The organism is Micromonospora sp. NBS 11-29 (assembly GCF_002140155.1).
Classification (GTDB): domain Bacteria; phylum Actinomycetota; class Actinomycetes; order Mycobacteriales; family Micromonosporaceae; genus Micromonospora.
The window spans coordinates 464,917-480,997 of the sequence record NZ_NAPR01000004.1 but is presented as its reverse complement, the minus strand read 5'-3'; the positions used below and the strand labels follow the sequence as shown (position 1 = coordinate 480,997).

Annotated in this window: 12 protein-coding genes and 4 pseudogenes; 9 read left to right on the top strand and 7 right to left on the bottom strand. The window is 72.5% G+C overall.

The features are described from left to right. Positions 1–113: 113 nt before the first annotated feature. From B1205_RS06295 to B1205_RS06270, 5 genes and pseudogenes are all read left to right on the top strand, one after another. Positions 114–1,112 (top strand): hypothetical protein, encoded by a 999-nt coding sequence (locus B1205_RS06295; protein WP_176308477.1) that lies wholly within the window; start codon positions 114–116, stop codon positions 1,110–1,112. 938 nt (positions 1,113–2,050) lie between these two features. Continuing rightward, complete coding sequence (locus B1205_RS06285) at positions 2,051–2,845, top strand: hypothetical protein (RefSeq protein ID WP_254909749.1); 795 nt, start codon at positions 2,051–2,053, stop codon at positions 2,843–2,845. After that, positions 2,842–3,584: pseudogene (locus tag B1205_RS06280) on the top strand (SDR family NAD(P)-dependent oxidoreductase). Before B1205_RS06285 ends, B1205_RS06280 begins: the two are co-directional and overlap by 4 nt. A gap of 156 nt (positions 3,585–3,740) precedes the next feature. After that, positions 3,741–4,280, top strand: a complete 540-nt coding sequence (gene pyrE / locus B1205_RS06275; RefSeq protein WP_089154957.1) for an orotate phosphoribosyltransferase — start codon at positions 3,741–3,743, stop codon at positions 4,278–4,280. A 57-nt stretch (positions 4,281–4,337) separates the two neighbouring features. After that, positions 4,338–4,715, top strand: coding sequence for an ArsR/SmtB family transcription factor (locus B1205_RS06270; RefSeq protein ID WP_007073957.1), 378 nt, complete (start codon positions 4,338–4,340; stop codon positions 4,713–4,715). Between the two features lie 162 nt (positions 4,716–4,877). Here the strand turns inward: B1205_RS06270 and B1205_RS06265 are convergent, their stop codons facing one another. The 5 genes and pseudogenes from B1205_RS06265 to B1205_RS06250 form a co-directional block, all read right to left on the bottom strand. Beyond that, positions 4,878–5,666 (bottom strand): DedA family protein, encoded by a 789-nt coding sequence (locus B1205_RS06265; protein ID WP_441338454.1) that lies wholly within the window; start codon positions 5,664–5,666, stop codon positions 4,878–4,880. Between the two features lie 81 nt (positions 5,667–5,747). Further along, positions 5,748–8,209, bottom strand: a pseudogene (locus B1205_RS06260) (polynucleotide kinase-phosphatase). Further along, positions 8,206–8,790 carry a methyltransferase gene (locus B1205_RS33290; RefSeq protein WP_441338443.1) on the bottom strand — a complete coding sequence of 195 codons (585 nt, stop codon included), beginning with the start codon at positions 8,788–8,790 and terminating at the stop codon, positions 8,206–8,208. The pseudogene B1205_RS06260 and the gene B1205_RS33290 overlap by 4 nt, the downstream one beginning before the upstream one ends. A gap of 188 nt (positions 8,791–8,978) precedes the next feature. Beyond that, a pseudogene (locus tag B1205_RS33285) lies at positions 8,979–9,635 on the bottom strand (3' terminal RNA ribose 2'-O-methyltransferase Hen1); the annotation flags it as partial. A gap of 154 nt (positions 9,636–9,789) precedes the next feature. Then, positions 9,790–11,346: an LPXTG cell wall anchor domain-containing protein gene (locus B1205_RS06250; RefSeq protein ID WP_089154724.1), complete on the bottom strand. Its 1,557-nt coding sequence runs from the start codon at positions 11,344–11,346 to the stop codon at positions 9,790–9,792. Between the two features lie 168 nt (positions 11,347–11,514). Between B1205_RS06250 and B1205_RS06245 the strand changes: the two genes are divergently transcribed. Together B1205_RS06245 and B1205_RS06240 are read left to right on the top strand one after the other, a co-directional pair. Further along, complete coding sequence (locus B1205_RS06245) at positions 11,515–12,000, top strand: SigE family RNA polymerase sigma factor (RefSeq protein WP_089154723.1); 486 nt, start codon at positions 11,515–11,517, stop codon at positions 11,998–12,000. Beyond that, complete coding sequence (locus B1205_RS06240) at positions 11,997–13,049, top strand: LCP family protein (protein WP_089154722.1); 1,053 nt, start codon at positions 11,997–11,999, stop codon at positions 13,047–13,049. The genes B1205_RS06245 and B1205_RS06240 overlap by 4 nt, the downstream gene beginning before the upstream one ends. Here B1205_RS06240 and B1205_RS06235 read toward each other — a convergent pair. Beyond that, positions 13,040–13,252, bottom strand: coding sequence for a hypothetical protein (locus B1205_RS06235; protein ID WP_089154721.1), 213 nt, complete (start codon positions 13,250–13,252; stop codon positions 13,040–13,042). The two genes, B1205_RS06240 and B1205_RS06235, sit on opposite strands and share 10 nt — an antisense overlap. Before the next feature lie 137 nt (positions 13,253–13,389). Here B1205_RS06235 and B1205_RS06230 point away from each other — a divergent pair, with 137 nt between their 5' ends. Both B1205_RS06230 and fbaA read left to right on the top strand, forming a co-directional pair. Then, entirely contained in the window at positions 13,390–13,773 is a 384-nt protein-coding gene (locus B1205_RS06230; protein ID WP_089154720.1) for a phage holin family protein, read from the top strand. A gap of 162 nt (positions 13,774–13,935) precedes the next feature. Then, complete coding sequence (fbaA, locus tag B1205_RS06225) at positions 13,936–14,958, top strand: class II fructose-bisphosphate aldolase (RefSeq protein WP_089154719.1); 1,023 nt, start codon at positions 13,936–13,938, stop codon at positions 14,956–14,958. A gap of 92 nt (positions 14,959–15,050) precedes the next feature. Here fbaA and B1205_RS06220 read toward each other — a convergent pair. Continuing rightward, a pseudogene (locus B1205_RS06220) lies at positions 15,051–16,081 on the bottom strand (LOG family protein); the annotation flags it as partial.

Genomic DNA, 16,081 nt, shown 5'->3' with positions numbered 1-16,081 from the left:
GGACGTGCCGGCATCAACGTTGTTGCAGCCCAGGGTGCTGGAGTACGCCCGCGAGGAGTGGCGCGGCTACTAGGTTTCGGAGCATGCGGTCACCGCACCGACTGGCCCGCCGGCTGCCGACCCGGGCGCTCGGCGCCGCCGCCTACCTCCAGGCGTTCGTGCTCTCCGGCGTGGTCACCGTGCTCGCCGTCCGGGCATACCTCCACGCCACCAACTTTCCGCAGCTCGGCGGCGGCGGGCTGCACATCGCGCACGTCCTCTGGGGCGGCCTGCTGCTCGTCGTCGGCCTGGGGATCGCGCTCGTCTTCCTCGGGGGCGGGCCGCGCACCGCCGGGGCGGTGGTCGGCGGCGTCGGGTTCGGCCTGTTCATCGACGAGGTGGGCAAGTTCGTCACCGCCCCCACCGACTACTTCTACGCCCCGGCCGCCGCGATCATCTACGTCGCGTTCGCGCTGCTCGTCCTGCTCACCCAGGCGGTACGCGGGCGCACCGGCCGATCCCGGCTGACCCCGGCCGAACGCACCGCCAACGCGCTGGACCTGGTGCTCAGCGGACTACCGGGCGGGCTGACCGACCGGCGTCGGATCGCCGTGCTGCGCCTGGTGCAGGGCACCGGGCCGGCCACCGAGGCGGCCCTGGTGCAGTTGCTGGACGCGGTGCCCCACCGGGAACCGCCCCCGGTGCGGTTCTGGCAGCGCGGCGCCCGCTGGGCCGCGCGTCTCGCCGGCTGGGCGGTGGCGCAGCGCTGGCTGGTCTGGCCGGTCGTGGTCTGGCTGGTGGTGGAGCCGGTGGTGACCGTGGTGACGGTGATCGTGAACGGCGTGACCGGTGCTTTGAACCAGGAACGGGAGTGGGGGGCGGTGCTCGGCGTCAGCGCCACCGCGCTGGTCACCGCCGTGCTCGGCCTGTGGGCGGCCTGGCTGCTGCGGCGCAACCGGACCGAGGCGTTCCGGCTGTTCAAGCTGGCCCTGCTGGTCGACCTGCTGTTCGGGCAGGTCTTCAACTTCACCGTCAACCAGTTCGGCGCGGTCTTCGCGGTCGCGCTCGACCTGGCCCTGCTCGGCGTGGTCACCGCCGAGCACCGGCGGTTGCGCCGCGCCGCCGACCGGTGAGCCCGCTTGCCGTGCCCACCTGGCCAGACATCGCTACGGTAATGATCTGATCCAGGGAGGAAAAGACATGGTCGATGCTCCGGGCACCACGCCCCGCGCGCGTCCCAGTGTGGTGACGCTTTCCAGTTGGCTGCTCATTCTCGTCGCCGTCATCCAGGTGCTGAACCTGATCGTGACGCTGGCCGTCATCGGCAAGATCCGCGATGTGCTCAAGGACGCGTACGCCGGCACCTCGGCCGAGTCGGCGGGTGACATCGCGTACGCCTTCACCATCGGCTCGTCGATCCTGACGCTGCTGCTCGCGGCCGGGCTCGTCGTGCTGGCGCTGCTGAACAACCGGGGGAAGAACGCCTCCCGGATCACCACCTGGGTGGTCGGCGGCATCCTGCTCTGCTGCACCGGCGGCGGCCTGCTCAACGGCGTCTCCGGTGGCACGCTGGGCGGGGGCGGCAACACCAACGGCGACCTGCCCAGCGCGGAGGAGATCCAGCGTCGGCTGGAGGACACGCTGCCGTCCTGGTACGGCCCGGTCAGCCTGTTGCTCGGCCTGGTCGCGCTGCTCGCCCTGCTGGCCGCGCTGATCCTGCTGGCGCTGCCGAAGGCGAACGAGTTCTTCCGCAAGCCGAAGCAGGCATGGGAGCCGCCGGTCCCGGGTGGCGCCTACCCGGCCTACCCGTCGGCCCCGGGTCAGCCGACCGACCCGGCCTACCCGTCGGCCCCGGGTCAGCCCACCGACCCGGCGTANCGGCCAGTCGACCGGCGGGCTGCCGCCGACGGGCCCCGGTGGACAGCCGCCGGCCGGGCCGACCGGGCCGACCGGTCAGCCGGGCGAGCGCCGTGACCCGGAGCCGCCCGCCGGAAGTTGACGGCCGGATAACAGCGACGCCGACGGTCCCTCCGAGTAGGTTGCAAGCCAACGCCTACCGGAGGGATCCGTCGTGTCGTACCCCGATCGGGCCGCGCCCCGCCCGCCGGGCGCGGTCGTCGCGGCGGTGGCGGTGCTGCTGCTGATGGCGGTCGGCGCCGTGGCGTACGCGGTGACGAACCTCGTGGTCGCCGGTGGCACGGTGGACCGGTTCCGGGCCGCGGCGGCGGACACCGACGCGGGCGGCGGCGACATCGACCGGGTGGCCGGTCTGCTGCGCGGTTCGACGGTGCTGGCCGCCGTGCTCGGCGTGCTGGCCGCGCTGCTGCTGGTCGGGCTGGCGCTCGGCCTGCGCGTCGGCCGCCCCGGCGCGCGGGTGAGCACCTGGGTGGTCGCCGGGCTGGGGCTGCTCGGCGGCTGCTGCGGGCTGGCGGTGCTGGCCGGGCAGCGGGCCGCGCCCCTGCGGTTCGGCACCGACGAGCGCGTCACCGCCGACCTGCTGGGGCTGGTCGGGGACGCATATCCGGCCTGGTGGATCCCGGTGAACGCGGCCCTGATGGTGGCCCAGGTCCTCGGCTACCTGGTGGTGGCCGGGCTGCTCACGCTGCCGTCGGTCAACGCCTTCCTGTACCGCGCCCCGGCTCCCGCCGTCCCGGGGCCGGCCTCCGGTTACGGCGCGACCGTGTCCGGCGCTCCCGCCGCCGGGCCCACGCCCTGGGGACCGCCGTCCGGCCTGCTCCCACCGCCCGGCCCGGCCGCGCCGCCGGCCGGGCCTTCGCCCTCCTCGTCCCCGCCGTTCTCGTCACCGCCATCGGCGGACGCGACGCCGCAGGTCGGGCCGACGTCCGCCGCCGAGGAGCCCCGGTGACCGCGCCGGCCCCCTCATCCCGGCGATGCGGCCTGGTCACCGGTGCCAGCCTGGGCATCGGCGAGGCGTTCGCCCGTCGGCTCGCCGCCGACGGCTGGGACCTCGTGCTGGTGGCCCGGGACGCCGCCCGGCTCGATGCCCTGGCGACCGAGCTGACCGGCCGGCACGGCGGTGAGGTGGAGACCCTGTCGGCCGATCTGTCCACGGACGACGGCTGCGCGGCGGTGGAACGCCGGCTGACCGCCGAGCCGCCGGTGGACCTGCTGGTGAACAACGCCGGGATCAGTTTGAACACCCCGTTCGTGCGATCGCCGGTCGCGGACGAGGCCCGGTTGGTGCGGCTGAACGTGGTCGCGGTGCTCCGGCTCACCCAGGCGGCGCTCGGACCAATGATCGAGCGGGGACATGGGGCAGTGATAAATGTCTCTTCGGTCGCTGGGTTCGGTGTCCCCATGCCGGGATCGACCTATTCCGCCAGCAAGNGCTCTGCCCCGGTTACACGCGCACCGGTAATCACGAGCGCGCCGGCATCGACATGTCGCGACTGCCCGCCTGGGCCTGGCTGCGGGCCGACGACGTGGTTGATGAAGGGCTGCGTGACCTGCGGAAAGGCAGGCTGGTGAGCGTGCCGGACTGGAAGTACAAGCTCGCCGTGGCCGGGCTGCGACACGCGCCGAAACGCCTGCTGCGCGGCTTCACCCGGGACACCCGGGGAAAGGTCGACCGGGCGCGCGACTGACCGATGCCGATGCCGGTGCCGGCACACCCCGCCGGCCCCCCCCGTGCGAGTGGTCGCGCAGAGTAGCGGAACATTGCCACTCATCGGTTGCTCGGGAGGCTGTTCCGGGTGGGCCCGACGGACGGCGTCCAGACTTGCGAAGTACGCTCTATCGCCATGGGCGACCACGACGACCTGCGTAAATTCATCACTGACCTGGCCGTGGTGCACGGCCGGGTGGTGCTCTCGTCGGGACGCGAGGCGGACTGGTACGTCGATCTGCGTCGCGTCACGCTCCATCACCGGGCCGCTCCCCTGATCGGCCGGGTGATGCGCGACCTCACCGCAGACTGGGCGTACGAGGCGGTCGGCGGGTTGACCCTGGGGGCCGATCCGGTGGCCGCCGCGATGCTGCACGCCTCGGCGGGCAGCGACCGTCCGTTGGACGCGTTCGTGGTCCGGAAGGCGGGTAAGGCGCACGGCCTCCAGCGCCGCATCGAGGGGCCTGACGTGGGTGGGCGCCGGGTGCTGGCGGTGGAGGACACCTCGACCACGGGTGGCAGTGTGTTGACCGCGGTCGAAGCACTGCGTGAGGCCGGGGCCGAGGTGGTCGGTGTGGCGGTTATTGTTGATCGAGGTGCCGGCGACGCGGTGCGAGCCGCCGGATTGCCTTATCGGGCGGCCTATACGTTGGCTGACCTCGGCCTTGTGGCCTAAAAGTTTGCCGATTCGGATCTGCTGATATGCAGGCGGATCGATGCTGCTGGTGGAAGGATGGAATACGTGGGAACTGCGTTGGCTGAAATGACCATGCCTCAGATCTCGCCGCTTGCCGGCGAGCCGATCGAACGCGCCGACGCCGAGCGGCTTGCGGGGGTCCTCAAGGCCCTCGCCGACCCCGCCCGGCTGCGGCTGCTCAGCCTGATCCAGTCGGCTCCCGAGGGGGAGGCGTGCGTGTGTGACCTCACCGCGCCGCTCGGCCTCTCGCAGCCGACGGTCAGCCACCACCTGCGCATCCTCACCGAGGCCGGCTTGCTGGAGCGGGAGAAGCGTGGGGTCTGGGCGTACTACCGGCTGGTGCCGACCGCGATCGCGACGATCGCGGATCTGCTCACCCCGCCGCGGAAGCGGGCCACCAAGAAGGCTCGCTGACTCCGGGCCCGTAGCGGGCCCGGGTCGACCGGTGGCGTGCCAGGGGTGGCGCCACCACCGCACGCTGACGCCTGCCGTCTGTCGTGTGCCCGTCTCGTGCCCGCACAGGTCGTGGTCGAAGGCCGGCTCCCGCCCGGGGGCCGGCCTTCGGTGTCCGTGTGGTCAGCGGCGGTGCTGCCCGCCGTGCCCGTGCCCGTGCGGGTGGTCGTCGCCGTCCATGGCGTCCCGGGCCGCGTCCACCGCGCCGGCCGCGGTCGCCGCCGCGACCACCGCGACCGCCTCGCCGCGCTTGCGCGCCTTCCGGTCACGCAGGAACTCGAAGAAGATCGGCAGCACCGAGATCACGATGATCAGCGCGACCACCGGCAGGATGTAGTGGTCGATCTTGTCGCCGATGGCGTCGTAGATCTGACGGGCCAGCAGGTAGCCGATCAGCAGGATGCCGTCCACCCAGAGGACCGCGCCGACCACGTTCCAGATGAAGAACTGCCGGGCCGGCATACCGAGCACCCCGGCCACCGGGTTGAGGAACGTCCGCACGATCGGGATGAAGCGGGCCAGCACCACGGCCTTGGCCGGGCCGAACTTCTGGAAGTAGTACTCCGCCTTCGCCACGTACTCCCGCTTGAACAGCCGCGAGTTCGGCTTGTCGAACATGCGCCGGCCGTAGCGTGCACCCAGCCAGTGCCCGAGCTGGGCGCCGGCGATCGCGCAGAGCGGGCCGCCGATCATCAGCCCGGCCAGCGACAACCGGGTGCCGTCGCCGAAGATGGCGTCGGCCACCGGTGAGGCGGCCACCCCGGCGAGGAACAGCAGCGAGTCACCCGGGAAGAAGAAGCCGACCAGCAGACCGGTCTCGGCGAACAGGATCACCCAGACACCGATCATCCCGAAGGTGTGGATGAGGTCCTTCGGGTCGAGCGGGTTCAACGCCACGTTCTCGGAGATCATCCGCGTCTTCTCAGCTGTGTCCACGGCCACAAAGGGTACCCGGGCCCGGTCCGGCACCGCGCCGGACCGGGCTTACCTGGGCTAGAGGCGCGGGTCGACCGGCTCGGACTCGCAGGCGAGGATCGCGNGGCCAGACCCAGGCCGTGCTCCCGCAGGGCCAGCCCGCGCTTGCGACCCAGCGAGCGACGGCGCAGCGCGGCGAGCTGCGCCGGCTCGGTGTACCCGGGCCCGTAGATGATCCGCAGGTACTCCCGGCCGCGGCACTTGATCCCCGGCTGGACCAGCGCGCCCTTCGGCGAGCGGGCGGCCAGCCCCGCGTACGGCTTGACCACCATGCCCTCGCCGCCGGCTGCGGTCAGCGCCAGCCACCAGTCCGTGGCCGCAGCTACCGCCGCCTCGTCGGCCAGCTCCACCACCTGTCGCCGGGTCGGAGTGAAGAACTCCGGGTCGGCCGCGCACAACCGGTCGGCCAGCGCCAGGTGCCAGCCGTGGTCCCGGTCGGCGTAGCTGGCCCCGGCGCCGGCCAGCACCGCGAACGGCGCCAGCGTCACCCCGCGCAGCCCGTCCGTCGGTCCGACGTACGCCCGGTACGCCGCCGAGTACGCGGCCACCTCGGCCGCCCGCGTCGCCATCCGGGCATGCAGCCCGTCCACCGGCAACCCGCGCCCGGCGGCGGCGTCCAGCGTGGCCAGCACCGCCGGCAGGGCCGCCCGGCCGGCCGCGCCGACCCCGGCGTACTGCTCCCGGATCAGCCCGCCCGCCTTCGCCGACCACGGCAGCAGCTCAGCGTCGAGGAGCAGCCAGTCGGTGCCCAACTCGGCCCAGAGGCCGGCGGTGGTGACCGCCGCGCGCACCCGGGCCAGCAACTCGTCGTCGAGCGGCGACCCGAAGAACGGCCGACCGGTACGGGTGTGCACCGCCCCGCCGCCGAACCGGCCCGGCTCCCGCTCCACCAGCACCACGGCCCGCGAGCCCATGTGCTTCTCCTCGCAGACCACCCGGTCGACGCCGGCCGCGCGGTAGTCGGCGAACGCCTCCGCCGGGTGCTCCAGGAACCCCTCGACCGTCGACGTCGAGCAGGGCGCCATGGTCGGCGGCAGCCACCCCAGCCGACCCGGGTCGACTGCGAACCGGCTCATCACCTCAAGCGCGGCGGCGGCGTTCTCCGCCGGCACGGTCAACGACCCGTACCCGTGGGTGAGGTGCCGCCGCCCGGTCACGTCGGCCAGGTCGAGCACCGTGTCCGGCCGCGTCGGGGTGGGCGGCACCAGCGGGCGGACCGGGGCGTACCACTCCTTCACCGCCGGCACCGCGACCAGCTCCTTCTCCGGGTAGCGCAGCGCGGTCAGCTTCCCGCCGAACACGCAGCCGGTGTCCAGGCAGATGGTGTTGTTGACCCACTCCGGCACCGGCGTCGGCGTGTGCCCGTACACGACCATGGCCGAGCCCCGGTAGTCGTTCGCCCACGGGTAGCGCACCGGCAGGCCGTACTCGTCGGTCTCGCCGGTGGTCTCGCCGTAGAGCGCGAACGACCGCACCCGGCCGGACGCCCGGCCGTGGTACGCCTCCTTCAGGCCGGCGTGCGCCACCACCAGCCGGCCGCCGTCCAGCACGTAGTGGCTGACCAGGCCGTCGATGAACGTCTCCGCCTCGGCGACGAACCCCGCCGGCTCCGCGGCGAGCTGCGCCATCGTCTCGGCCAGGCCGTGGGTGAGCCGCACGTCCCGGCCGCGCAGCTTGCGCAGCAGCTTCTGCTCGTGGTTGCCCGGCACGCAGATCGCGTGGCCCGCCGCCACCATGCCCATGACCAGGCGGAGCACGCCGGGCGAGTCCGGGCCGCGGTCCACCAGGTCACCGACGAAGACCGCGGTACGCCCGGCGGGGTGCGACGCGTCCACCGGGCGGCCCGCGTCGTCGCGACGCAGCGCGTAGCCGAGCCGGGACAGCAGCGTCTCCAACTCCTCGCGGCAGCCGTGCACGTCACCGACGATGTCGAACGGCCCGGTCAGCTCCCGCCGGTCGTTGAACAGCCGCTCGAAGCGGATCTCCGCGGCGTCGATCTCCTCCACCCCGCGCAGCACATGCACCTTGCGGAAGCCCTCCCGCGCCAACCGCGAGTACGACTGCCGCAGGTCACGCCGCATCCGGTTGAGCACCTGCCGGCCGTGCGTCCGGTCGGCGCGGGCCTCGGTGCGCTCCCAGGCCACCGCCTCCGGCACGTCCAGCACGATCGCCACCGGCAGCACGTCGTGTTCCCGGGCCACCCGGATCAGCCCGGCCCGGGCGTGCGGCTGGAGGTTCGTCGCGTCCACCACGGTCAGCCGTCCCCGCCGCAGCCGGATCCCGGCCACGTGGTGCAGCGCGTCGAACGCGTCGCCGGAGGCGGACTGGTCGTTCTCGTCGTCGGCCACCAGAGAACGGAACGTGTCCGAGGAGAGCACCTGGCTGGGCGCGAAGTGCCGGCGGGCGAACGTGGACTTGCCGGAGCCGGAGACGCCCACCAGGGCCACCAGCGCGAGTTCGGGAATGTCCAGGACGGTCATCGGGCCGTCTCCTCCGTCTGCCGGTCGGTGCTCGGGCCGGTCTGGTCGGTGCGGGTCAGCACCGCGAGCTGGGTCGGTGCGCCCAGTTCCGGATCGTCGTCGCCGACGCCGCCGACCGTGGCGGTGTAGCCGTGCGTCGCCGCCACCCGTGCCACCCAGGCGGCGAACTCCGCCCGGGTCCACTCGAACCGGTGGTCGGCGTGCCGGAACCGACCCGCCCCGAGCCCCTCGTAGCGGACGTTGTACTCGACGTTCGGCGTGGTCACCACCACCGTGCCGGGCCGGGCGTGACCGAAGACCGCGTCCTCAAGCGCCGGCAGCCGAGGCGGGTCGAGGTGCTCGACCACCTCCATGAGCACCGCCGCGTCGTAGCCGCGCAGCCGGTCGTCCCGGTAGGTCAGGGCCGACTGCCACAGGTGGATGCGCTGCCGCTGGCGCTCCGGCAGCCGGTCCAGCCGCAGCCGCCGGGCGGCCATGGCGAGCGACCGGTCGGCCACGTCGACGCCCACCACCTCGGTGAACCGCCGGTCGGCGACCAGCGCGCCGAGCAGCGCGCCACCACCGCAGCCCAGATCCAGCACCCGGCTCGCGCCGTTGTCGCGTAGCGCGGCGAGCACCGCGTCCCGTCGCCGCACGGCCAGCGAGGCCCGCGGGGTCTCGTCGGGCTGCTCGGCGTCGATGCTGTCGTCGGCGGGCGGCTCGTCNCCGCCCCCCGCCGGTGCGCCAGGTATCGGCGGGTGATCAGGCCCCGCTCCGGGTGGTCGGCGAGCCAGCCGGCGCCGGCCCGCAGCAGCTTGTCCACCTCGTCCGGCGCGACCCAGTAGTGCTTCGCGTCGTCCAGCACCGGCAGCAGCACGTAGAGATGGTTGAGGGCGTCGGCCAGGCGCAGCGTCCCGGTCAGCGTCAGATCGACGTAACGGCTGTCACCCCATTCCGGGTACGCCTCGTCGAGTGGGATCGGGGTGGCCGTCACGCTCCAGCCGAGCGGGGCGAAGACCCGTGCCGCCAGCTCCGCGCCGCCACGGCAGCGCAGCACCGGCACCCGTACGGTCAGCGGGATCGCGGTGGCGGCCAGCTCGGGGCGGTCCCGGGACTCCCCGCGCAGGGCCGAGCGGAACACCTTCGCCAGCGCCGAGGAGAGCAGGCTGGACGCCGCGTACGGGCGGTCGTTGACGTACTGGCCGAGGGTGAAGCCCTCCGGGGCGGACGTCTGCCGGCGGCCCCGGCCGCCACCCAGCTTCAGCGGGTCGACCTCGACCAGCAGCGCCGCCGTGCAGCGCGCCTCGTCCGCCTCGGGGTAGAAGACGTGCGCGGTGCCGGTGGGCAGGTCGAAGCCCTGCACCCGATCCGGATGCTTGACCAGGAGGTGGCCGAGGTCGGTCGCCGGGCGGTGGGTCGTGGTGAGGGTCAGCAGCACAGTTCTCATGCTCCCGTGATCTTGTGGTTCTGTCGTGGGGGTTTCCGGGGCGCGGTGGGGGTTTCTCGGTCGGACCGTGCTGCTTGTGGGGTCTTTTCTTTCGGGGTCTGGATATGGCGGTGCCCCGCCGAGCGGGGGTCGGCGGGGCACCTGTGGGGCTTGGTCAGGCGACGAAGCGGGTCTTGCGGCGGCGGGCCACCACGTAGCCGCCGAAGCCGGCGGCGAGCAGCAGCGCGCCGATGCCGGCGATCAAGCCGGTGGAGGAGCCGGTGATCGGCAGCGTGCCGCCGCCACCCTGGCCACCCTCCTCAGCAGCGATGACTAGCGCGGCGGAGTCATTCTTCGGATTCAGGTCGGCGATCTGCCCCTTGTCGTCGAGGTCGAAGTGACGCAGCTCGACCTTGCCCGCTGCGCCGCCCGCCTCGACGATCTTCAGGCCGAAGGCGAAGACCGCTGAATCACCCGCGTGCAGCATGCCGTACCACTCGCAGGAGTAGATGCGCGCGCCCGGCTCGCCGTACCCTCCGGTCGGCTCCTCGAGCGTGCCCGGCGAGCACCCCTCGGGCGCCTTGACGACCTTCGCGCCGGCCGGCACGGTCACCTGGGCGATGGTGACGATCTCACCCGGCGTCCAGGTGTTGGCCATGGCCGGGCCGTGGTTCACGAAGCCGACCTTGGCGGTGACCGTCCGGCCTGGCGTACCCGGCAGTTCGGCGCCGGTGGCGGCGAGGTCGGCCCGCTGGTTGCCGGTCACGGCGACCTCGACAGACGTGATGTTGTTCGTCGGATCGTTGTCGGTCTGCCGAAGCGACCGGGCCTGCGCGGACGGGGCCGGCACCAGCGTGAGCGCGTCGCCGCTGCCTTGCTGCCAGCCGTCCTGCGGCAGGATCTCCTTGGCGAACTCCTCGAAGTCGGCCCCGGTGAACCAGAAGGCCGAACCGTACTGGCGGCTCGGCGCCCAAGCGTCACCGGCGATCTTCAGGGCCGAGGAGCTGTCGAGCTGGCGGCCTGCGCCCGCCGGGATGTCGTCGTCGAACCGGCACACGGTCAACTGCGAGCCGAAGTCGGTGACGCTGGAGCAGTTGCGGTAGCTCGCTGTCGGCGTCAGCGTCGGCATGCTGGCCAGGAGGAGCACCGTCCCGTGCACGTCCCGGTCGCCGATGTTCGCCACGCCGAGCGGGGTCCGGACCGTGGCACCCGGAGCACCGGAGAGGCGGATCTGCTCTGGAGCCCGAAGGTCCACGCCCTCGCCGATCTCGACGGTCGACCGCGTGCTGACCGCCTTTCCGCCCTTGGCCGCCAGGCTCAGAAGCAGGTCACCCTTGGCGCCCTCCTCGGCCGTGTCCTTCGCCTTGACGGTCAGGTCGAGCACGTAGTCGATGACGTCGGCGCCCTTGAGTTGGCAGGTGAGGACGCCGGCGGTGTCCGTGCACCCGGGAATCCGGTCGGTCAAGGTGATGTCGGCGAAGTCGTCGACCGCACGGTGGTCCACGGTGACGGTGACATCCTTGGGTAGAGCCTCGGCGAAGGCGTAGAGAGTGACCGCCTTGGCCGGACCGCCGGGCGCGACGATCGCGTCGTTGGCGTAGAGCAGCAGGTCGTCCGCGGGCGGCTCGGGGAGTGCGGGCGGCGTACCGAGCGCGGGAGTGGCGGAGGCGGCGACGAACGCGCCTGCGACGCCCAACCCGGCGAACCAACGCCGGGTGGAGTTGCTGAGCATGTGGGGGGTCCTCCCGTGGGGATGATCAGGTGGAGCCCGTGGAGCTTAAAGATTCCTTAAGTCGGCGCGCTGTCCCCGGTGGCGAACGTTGACCGAACGGTTGATCATTATCGCCGCAATGTTCCGGTGGCCCGTACCCGTCTATCGGTCGGGACACCGGGAGGTGCAGTGACGTACGAGGAGTTCGCCGACGCGCGGCTGGGCGCCCTGCTGCGGTACGCGGTCATGCTGACCGGGGACCCGCACCAGGCCCAGGACCTGGTGCAGGAAACCATGGTCCGGGTCCAGCTCAACTGGCGGCGGGTGGCCCGCAGCGACGTGCCGGAGCGGTACGTGCGCCGGATGCTCACCAACCAGTTCGTCGACTGGCGGCGCGGCTCGTGGGCGCGCCGGGTGCTGCTGCGCGGTGACCCGGACGACGCGGTGGCAGAGCCGGCCGACCACGCCCAGTCCGCGGTGGACCGCGACCAGATCTGGTCCTGGCTGGCCCGGCTACCCCGGCGGCAGCGGGCCGCGCTGGTGCTCCGCTACTACGAGGACCTGCCCGACGCGGAGATCGCCGACGTGCTCGGCTGCGCCGTCGGCACCGTCCGGTCCAGCATCTCGCGTGCCCTGGCCACCCTTCGAGCCGAACATGTGGAGGTCTGCTCATGATCGAGGACGAGCTGCGGGCCGCGTTCGCCCGGCACGAGAAGCTGACCCCGCCCACGGGTCCGGTCCGCGCCGCCATCGATCAGTCGGTGACGCGTCGCCGCCGGAGGCGACGTCGGGTACGTCTCGCCGGCACGGCGCTGGCGATGGTCGCCGTCGCACTGGTCGGGTTCACCGTCGTCGCACCCCGCCCACCGGAGCCCGGGCACCTGGCCACCCTGCCGGCACCCGTACCCGGCGGCCCGCTGAACCTGCTGCTGCTTGGCCTGGACCAGGTGGACGCGAGTCGGCGTGCCGACACGATCCTGCTGGTGCACGTCCCGGCCGACCGGGACCGGCTCTACCTCGTCTCCATCCCGCGCGACATGCTGGTGCCCACGCCCGACGGGACGTCCACCGGGAAGCTCAACGCGACCTTCTCCGAGCCCGCCGCGTCGGGGGACCTGGGCGCCGGCTACCGGGCCACCCGTCAGGCGGTCACCCGGCTGACCGGGGTACGGATCGACGCCGGCGCGGTGCTCACGTACGCGGCGACCCGGAAGCTGACCGACGAGGTCGGCGGCGTGCCCCTCTGCCTGCCGGCGCCGGTGCGCTCGGTGCACACCCACCGGCGGTTCCCGGCCGGTTGTCAGCGGCTCGACGGCGCGCAGGCGGTGGATCTGCTCCGGCAGCGTTACGGCCTGCGCGACGCCGTGTTGGACCGGGAGCGCAACGCCACCCGGTACGCGGCCGGGCTGCTCCGTCAGGTGCGGGAGCGGGGGACGCTGACCGATCCGGTGCAACTCAGTCGGTTGATCACCAGCCTCGGTCCGGCCGTCACCGTCGACACCGGGGACACGCCCCTGCCGGCGCTGCTGTCGGTGGTGGCCCGGACCGCCGCCGCCGAGCCGATCGCGCTCGGCCTGCCGGTCCGATACGAGGAGTGGACGGAACGCGGGTTCGAGCCGGACCCGACGCGCGCCCCCGGCTTCCTGGACGCGCTACGCGCCGACCGCCTGGCCGGATGGGTCGCCGCTCATCCTGAAGAGGTCACGCCCATGGGTCAGCGGTAGTCGTCCTCGTCGGCGGTGACCACCCGCGCCTGCTCCATGGCGTCCCAGTCGCCGACCTCCAGGCCCCGGTGGGGCTCGCCGTCGGCGTCGTCGGGCGTGACCGTGGCGGCCTGCTCGACCGCGTCGGCCGGCTCCGCCTCGGGGTCCCGCTCCTCCGGAGCGAGGTGGTCGCTCGGGGTGAAGTCCTCGTCGGGCTGGCCCATCTTCCCTCCCTGATGCCGGTGCGGTCGCTGCCACCACCACCGTACGGGCTGGTCCGGGCCACCGCTGCGCGGCGGGCGGAACGGTGGAGTCGGCGATTGTCCCGCCCCCGGCGCGCGGCCGGTGCCAGGATGAGGGCGTGGGCTTCCTGATCCGACTGGCGATCACCGCGGTCGCGCTGTGGGTCACCACGCTGATCGTGCCCGGGGTGGAGGTGACCGGACGCAACGGCGGCAACACGGTGTTCACCCTGATCGTGGTGGCGCTCGTCTTCGGCGTGGTCAACGCCGTGCTCAAGCCGCTCATCAAGGTGTTCGGCTGCGTGTTCTACCTGCTCACGCTCGGTCTGTTCGCGCTCGTGGTGAACGCCCTGCTGTTCCTGCTGACGGACTGGATCGCCGGTCTGCTGCGCCTGCCGTTCCACGTTCGCGGCTTCTGGGCGGCCTTCTGGGGGGCCATCGTGATGGGGGTGGTGAGCTGGCTGATCAGCGTCGCCGTGCCGGACAGGCTGGAGCGGCGGTGAGCGGGGCCCGGGTCGGTTGCGTCCCGCCGGTGCTCCTACGGGATACTGCCCGCGGTGGACAGCGCGGTCCGGCGTACCCGTGGAAGTCAGCGGCCGGGACGGTCGCCTCCATGGAAGACAGCGGCCTGCACGGCCGAGAGCGGTAAGTAAGGAGCGTTCGACATGCCCATCGCTTCCCCCGAGGCTTACGCGGAGATGCTGGACCGGGCCAAGGCCGGCCGGTACGCGTACCCCGCGATCAACGTGACCTCCTCGCAGACGCTGAACGCGGCGCTCAAGGGCTTCGCCGACGCGGAGAGCGACGGCATCATCCAGGTCTCCACCGGCGGCGCGGAATACCTCTCCGGCCCGTCGATCAAGGACATGGTGACCGGCGCGGCGGCGTTCGCCGCGTACGCGTACGAGGTGGCCAAGAAGTACCCGGTCAACATCGCGCTGCACACCGACCACTGTCCGAAGGACAAGCTGGACAAGTTCGTCCGGCCGCTGATGGCCATCTCGCAGGAGCGGGTCAAGAACGGCCAGGAGCCGCTGTTCCAGTCGCACATGTGGGACGGCTCGGCCGTGCCGGTGGCGGAGAACCTGGAGATCGCGGAGCAGCTCCTCGCCGAGGCCGCCAAGGGCAAGATCGTCCTCGAGATCGAGGTCGGTGTGGTCGGCGGCGAGGAGGACGGCGTTGAGAACGCCATCAACGACAAGCTCTACACCACCGTCGAGGACGGCCTGGCCATGGTCGACGCGCTCGGCCTCGGCGAGAAGGGCCGCTACATGGCGGCGCTGACCTTCGGCAACGTGCACGGCGTCTACAAGCCGGGCAACGTGAAGCTCCGCCCCGAGGTGCTCAAGCAGATCCAGGACGCGGTCGGCGCCAAGTACGGCAAGGAGAAGCCGCTCAGCCTGGTCTTCCACGGCGGCTCCGGCTCGCTGCTGGAGGAGATCCGGGAGGCGCTGGACTACGGCGTGGTGAAGATGAACATCGACACCGACACCCAGTACACGTTCTCCCGCCCGGTCGCGGACCACATGTTCCGCAACTACGACGGCGTGCTGAAGGTCGACGGGGAGGTCGGCAACAAGAAGCTGTACGACCCGCGCGTCTGGGGCAAGGCTGCCGAGGCCGGCATGGCCGCCCGCGTGGTGGAGGCCTGCGAGCACCTGCGCTCCACCGGCACCACCATGAAGTGACACCCCGGATGTAAGGAAGGGCCCCTTCTTAACGCTCGGCGTTAAAAAGGGGCCCTTCCTCTACCGGAGGCGTTAAAAGGGGGCCCTTCCTTTCACTGCACCAGCAGGTGGACGGCCTCGCGCGCGTCGTCGGTCAGGTGGATCGTGTGGGACAGGTCGCCGAACGGGGAGGCGGCGAACAACGGCCGCAGCAGTGACTCCACCGGCAGTTCGGCGGTCCAGAACGCGCGGTCGAGGAAGACGTACGCACCGCTCGCCCCGTCGGTGCCGTAGAACGTCTTGGTGGCCGCCTGGAACACCTCCTGCACGGTGCCGGCCCGGCCGGGCGCGAACACGATCCCGCCCCGGGCCAGCCGCAGGATCGTGTCCTCCCGGATGGCGTTGGAGAAGTACTTCGCGATCCGGCCGGCGAACAGGTTCGCCGGTTCGTGGCCGTACAGCCAGGTGGGGATCGCGAGCCCGCCGGACCGGGCCCACTCGGTGCCGGCCGCCGCCGGCCGGGGCGAGGGCAGCGCCGGGCCGTCCGCGTACCGCCTGCGCACCGCCAGCGCCGCCGCCGTGTACCGGTCGTGGTCGGTGAAGTCCGGCGCGGCGGCCAGCAGGTCGATCGCGGCGGACAACTCCTCGGCCGGCCAGGCCGCGAGGAACGCGCCCAGGTTCGCCGCCTCCATCACGCCCGGACCGCCGCCGGTCACCACCAGCCGGTCGGCCCGCGCCAGCTCCCAGCCCAGCACCGCCGCCATCCGGTACGCGGCGCTGCCGCGCGGCACCGCGTGCCCGCCCATCACGCCCACCACGGACTGCGGCCCGTGCACGGCCAGCCAGGCCCGGGTGGCGTCGGCCAGCGCGTTGTCCACGCCGTGGTCGTGCAGCCGCTGACCGAGCGCCTCGCGTACGTCCGGCAGCGCGCCGCCGTGCGCCCGGAAGTGCGCGTACACCCGGGTGTCGTACATCTCGGCGAAGCCGCCCTCGGTGAAGCCGGCGGCGAGGTCGTCGGCGGTGTAGAGGTGGGACGGCTGGGTGGGGTAGGGCAGCCCGGAGAACGGCGGGACGACGTTCGCGCCCCGGCGGACCAGGTCCGCGCCCACCTCGCGGTCGGTGAATCGGCAGCCCACGAAGAGGG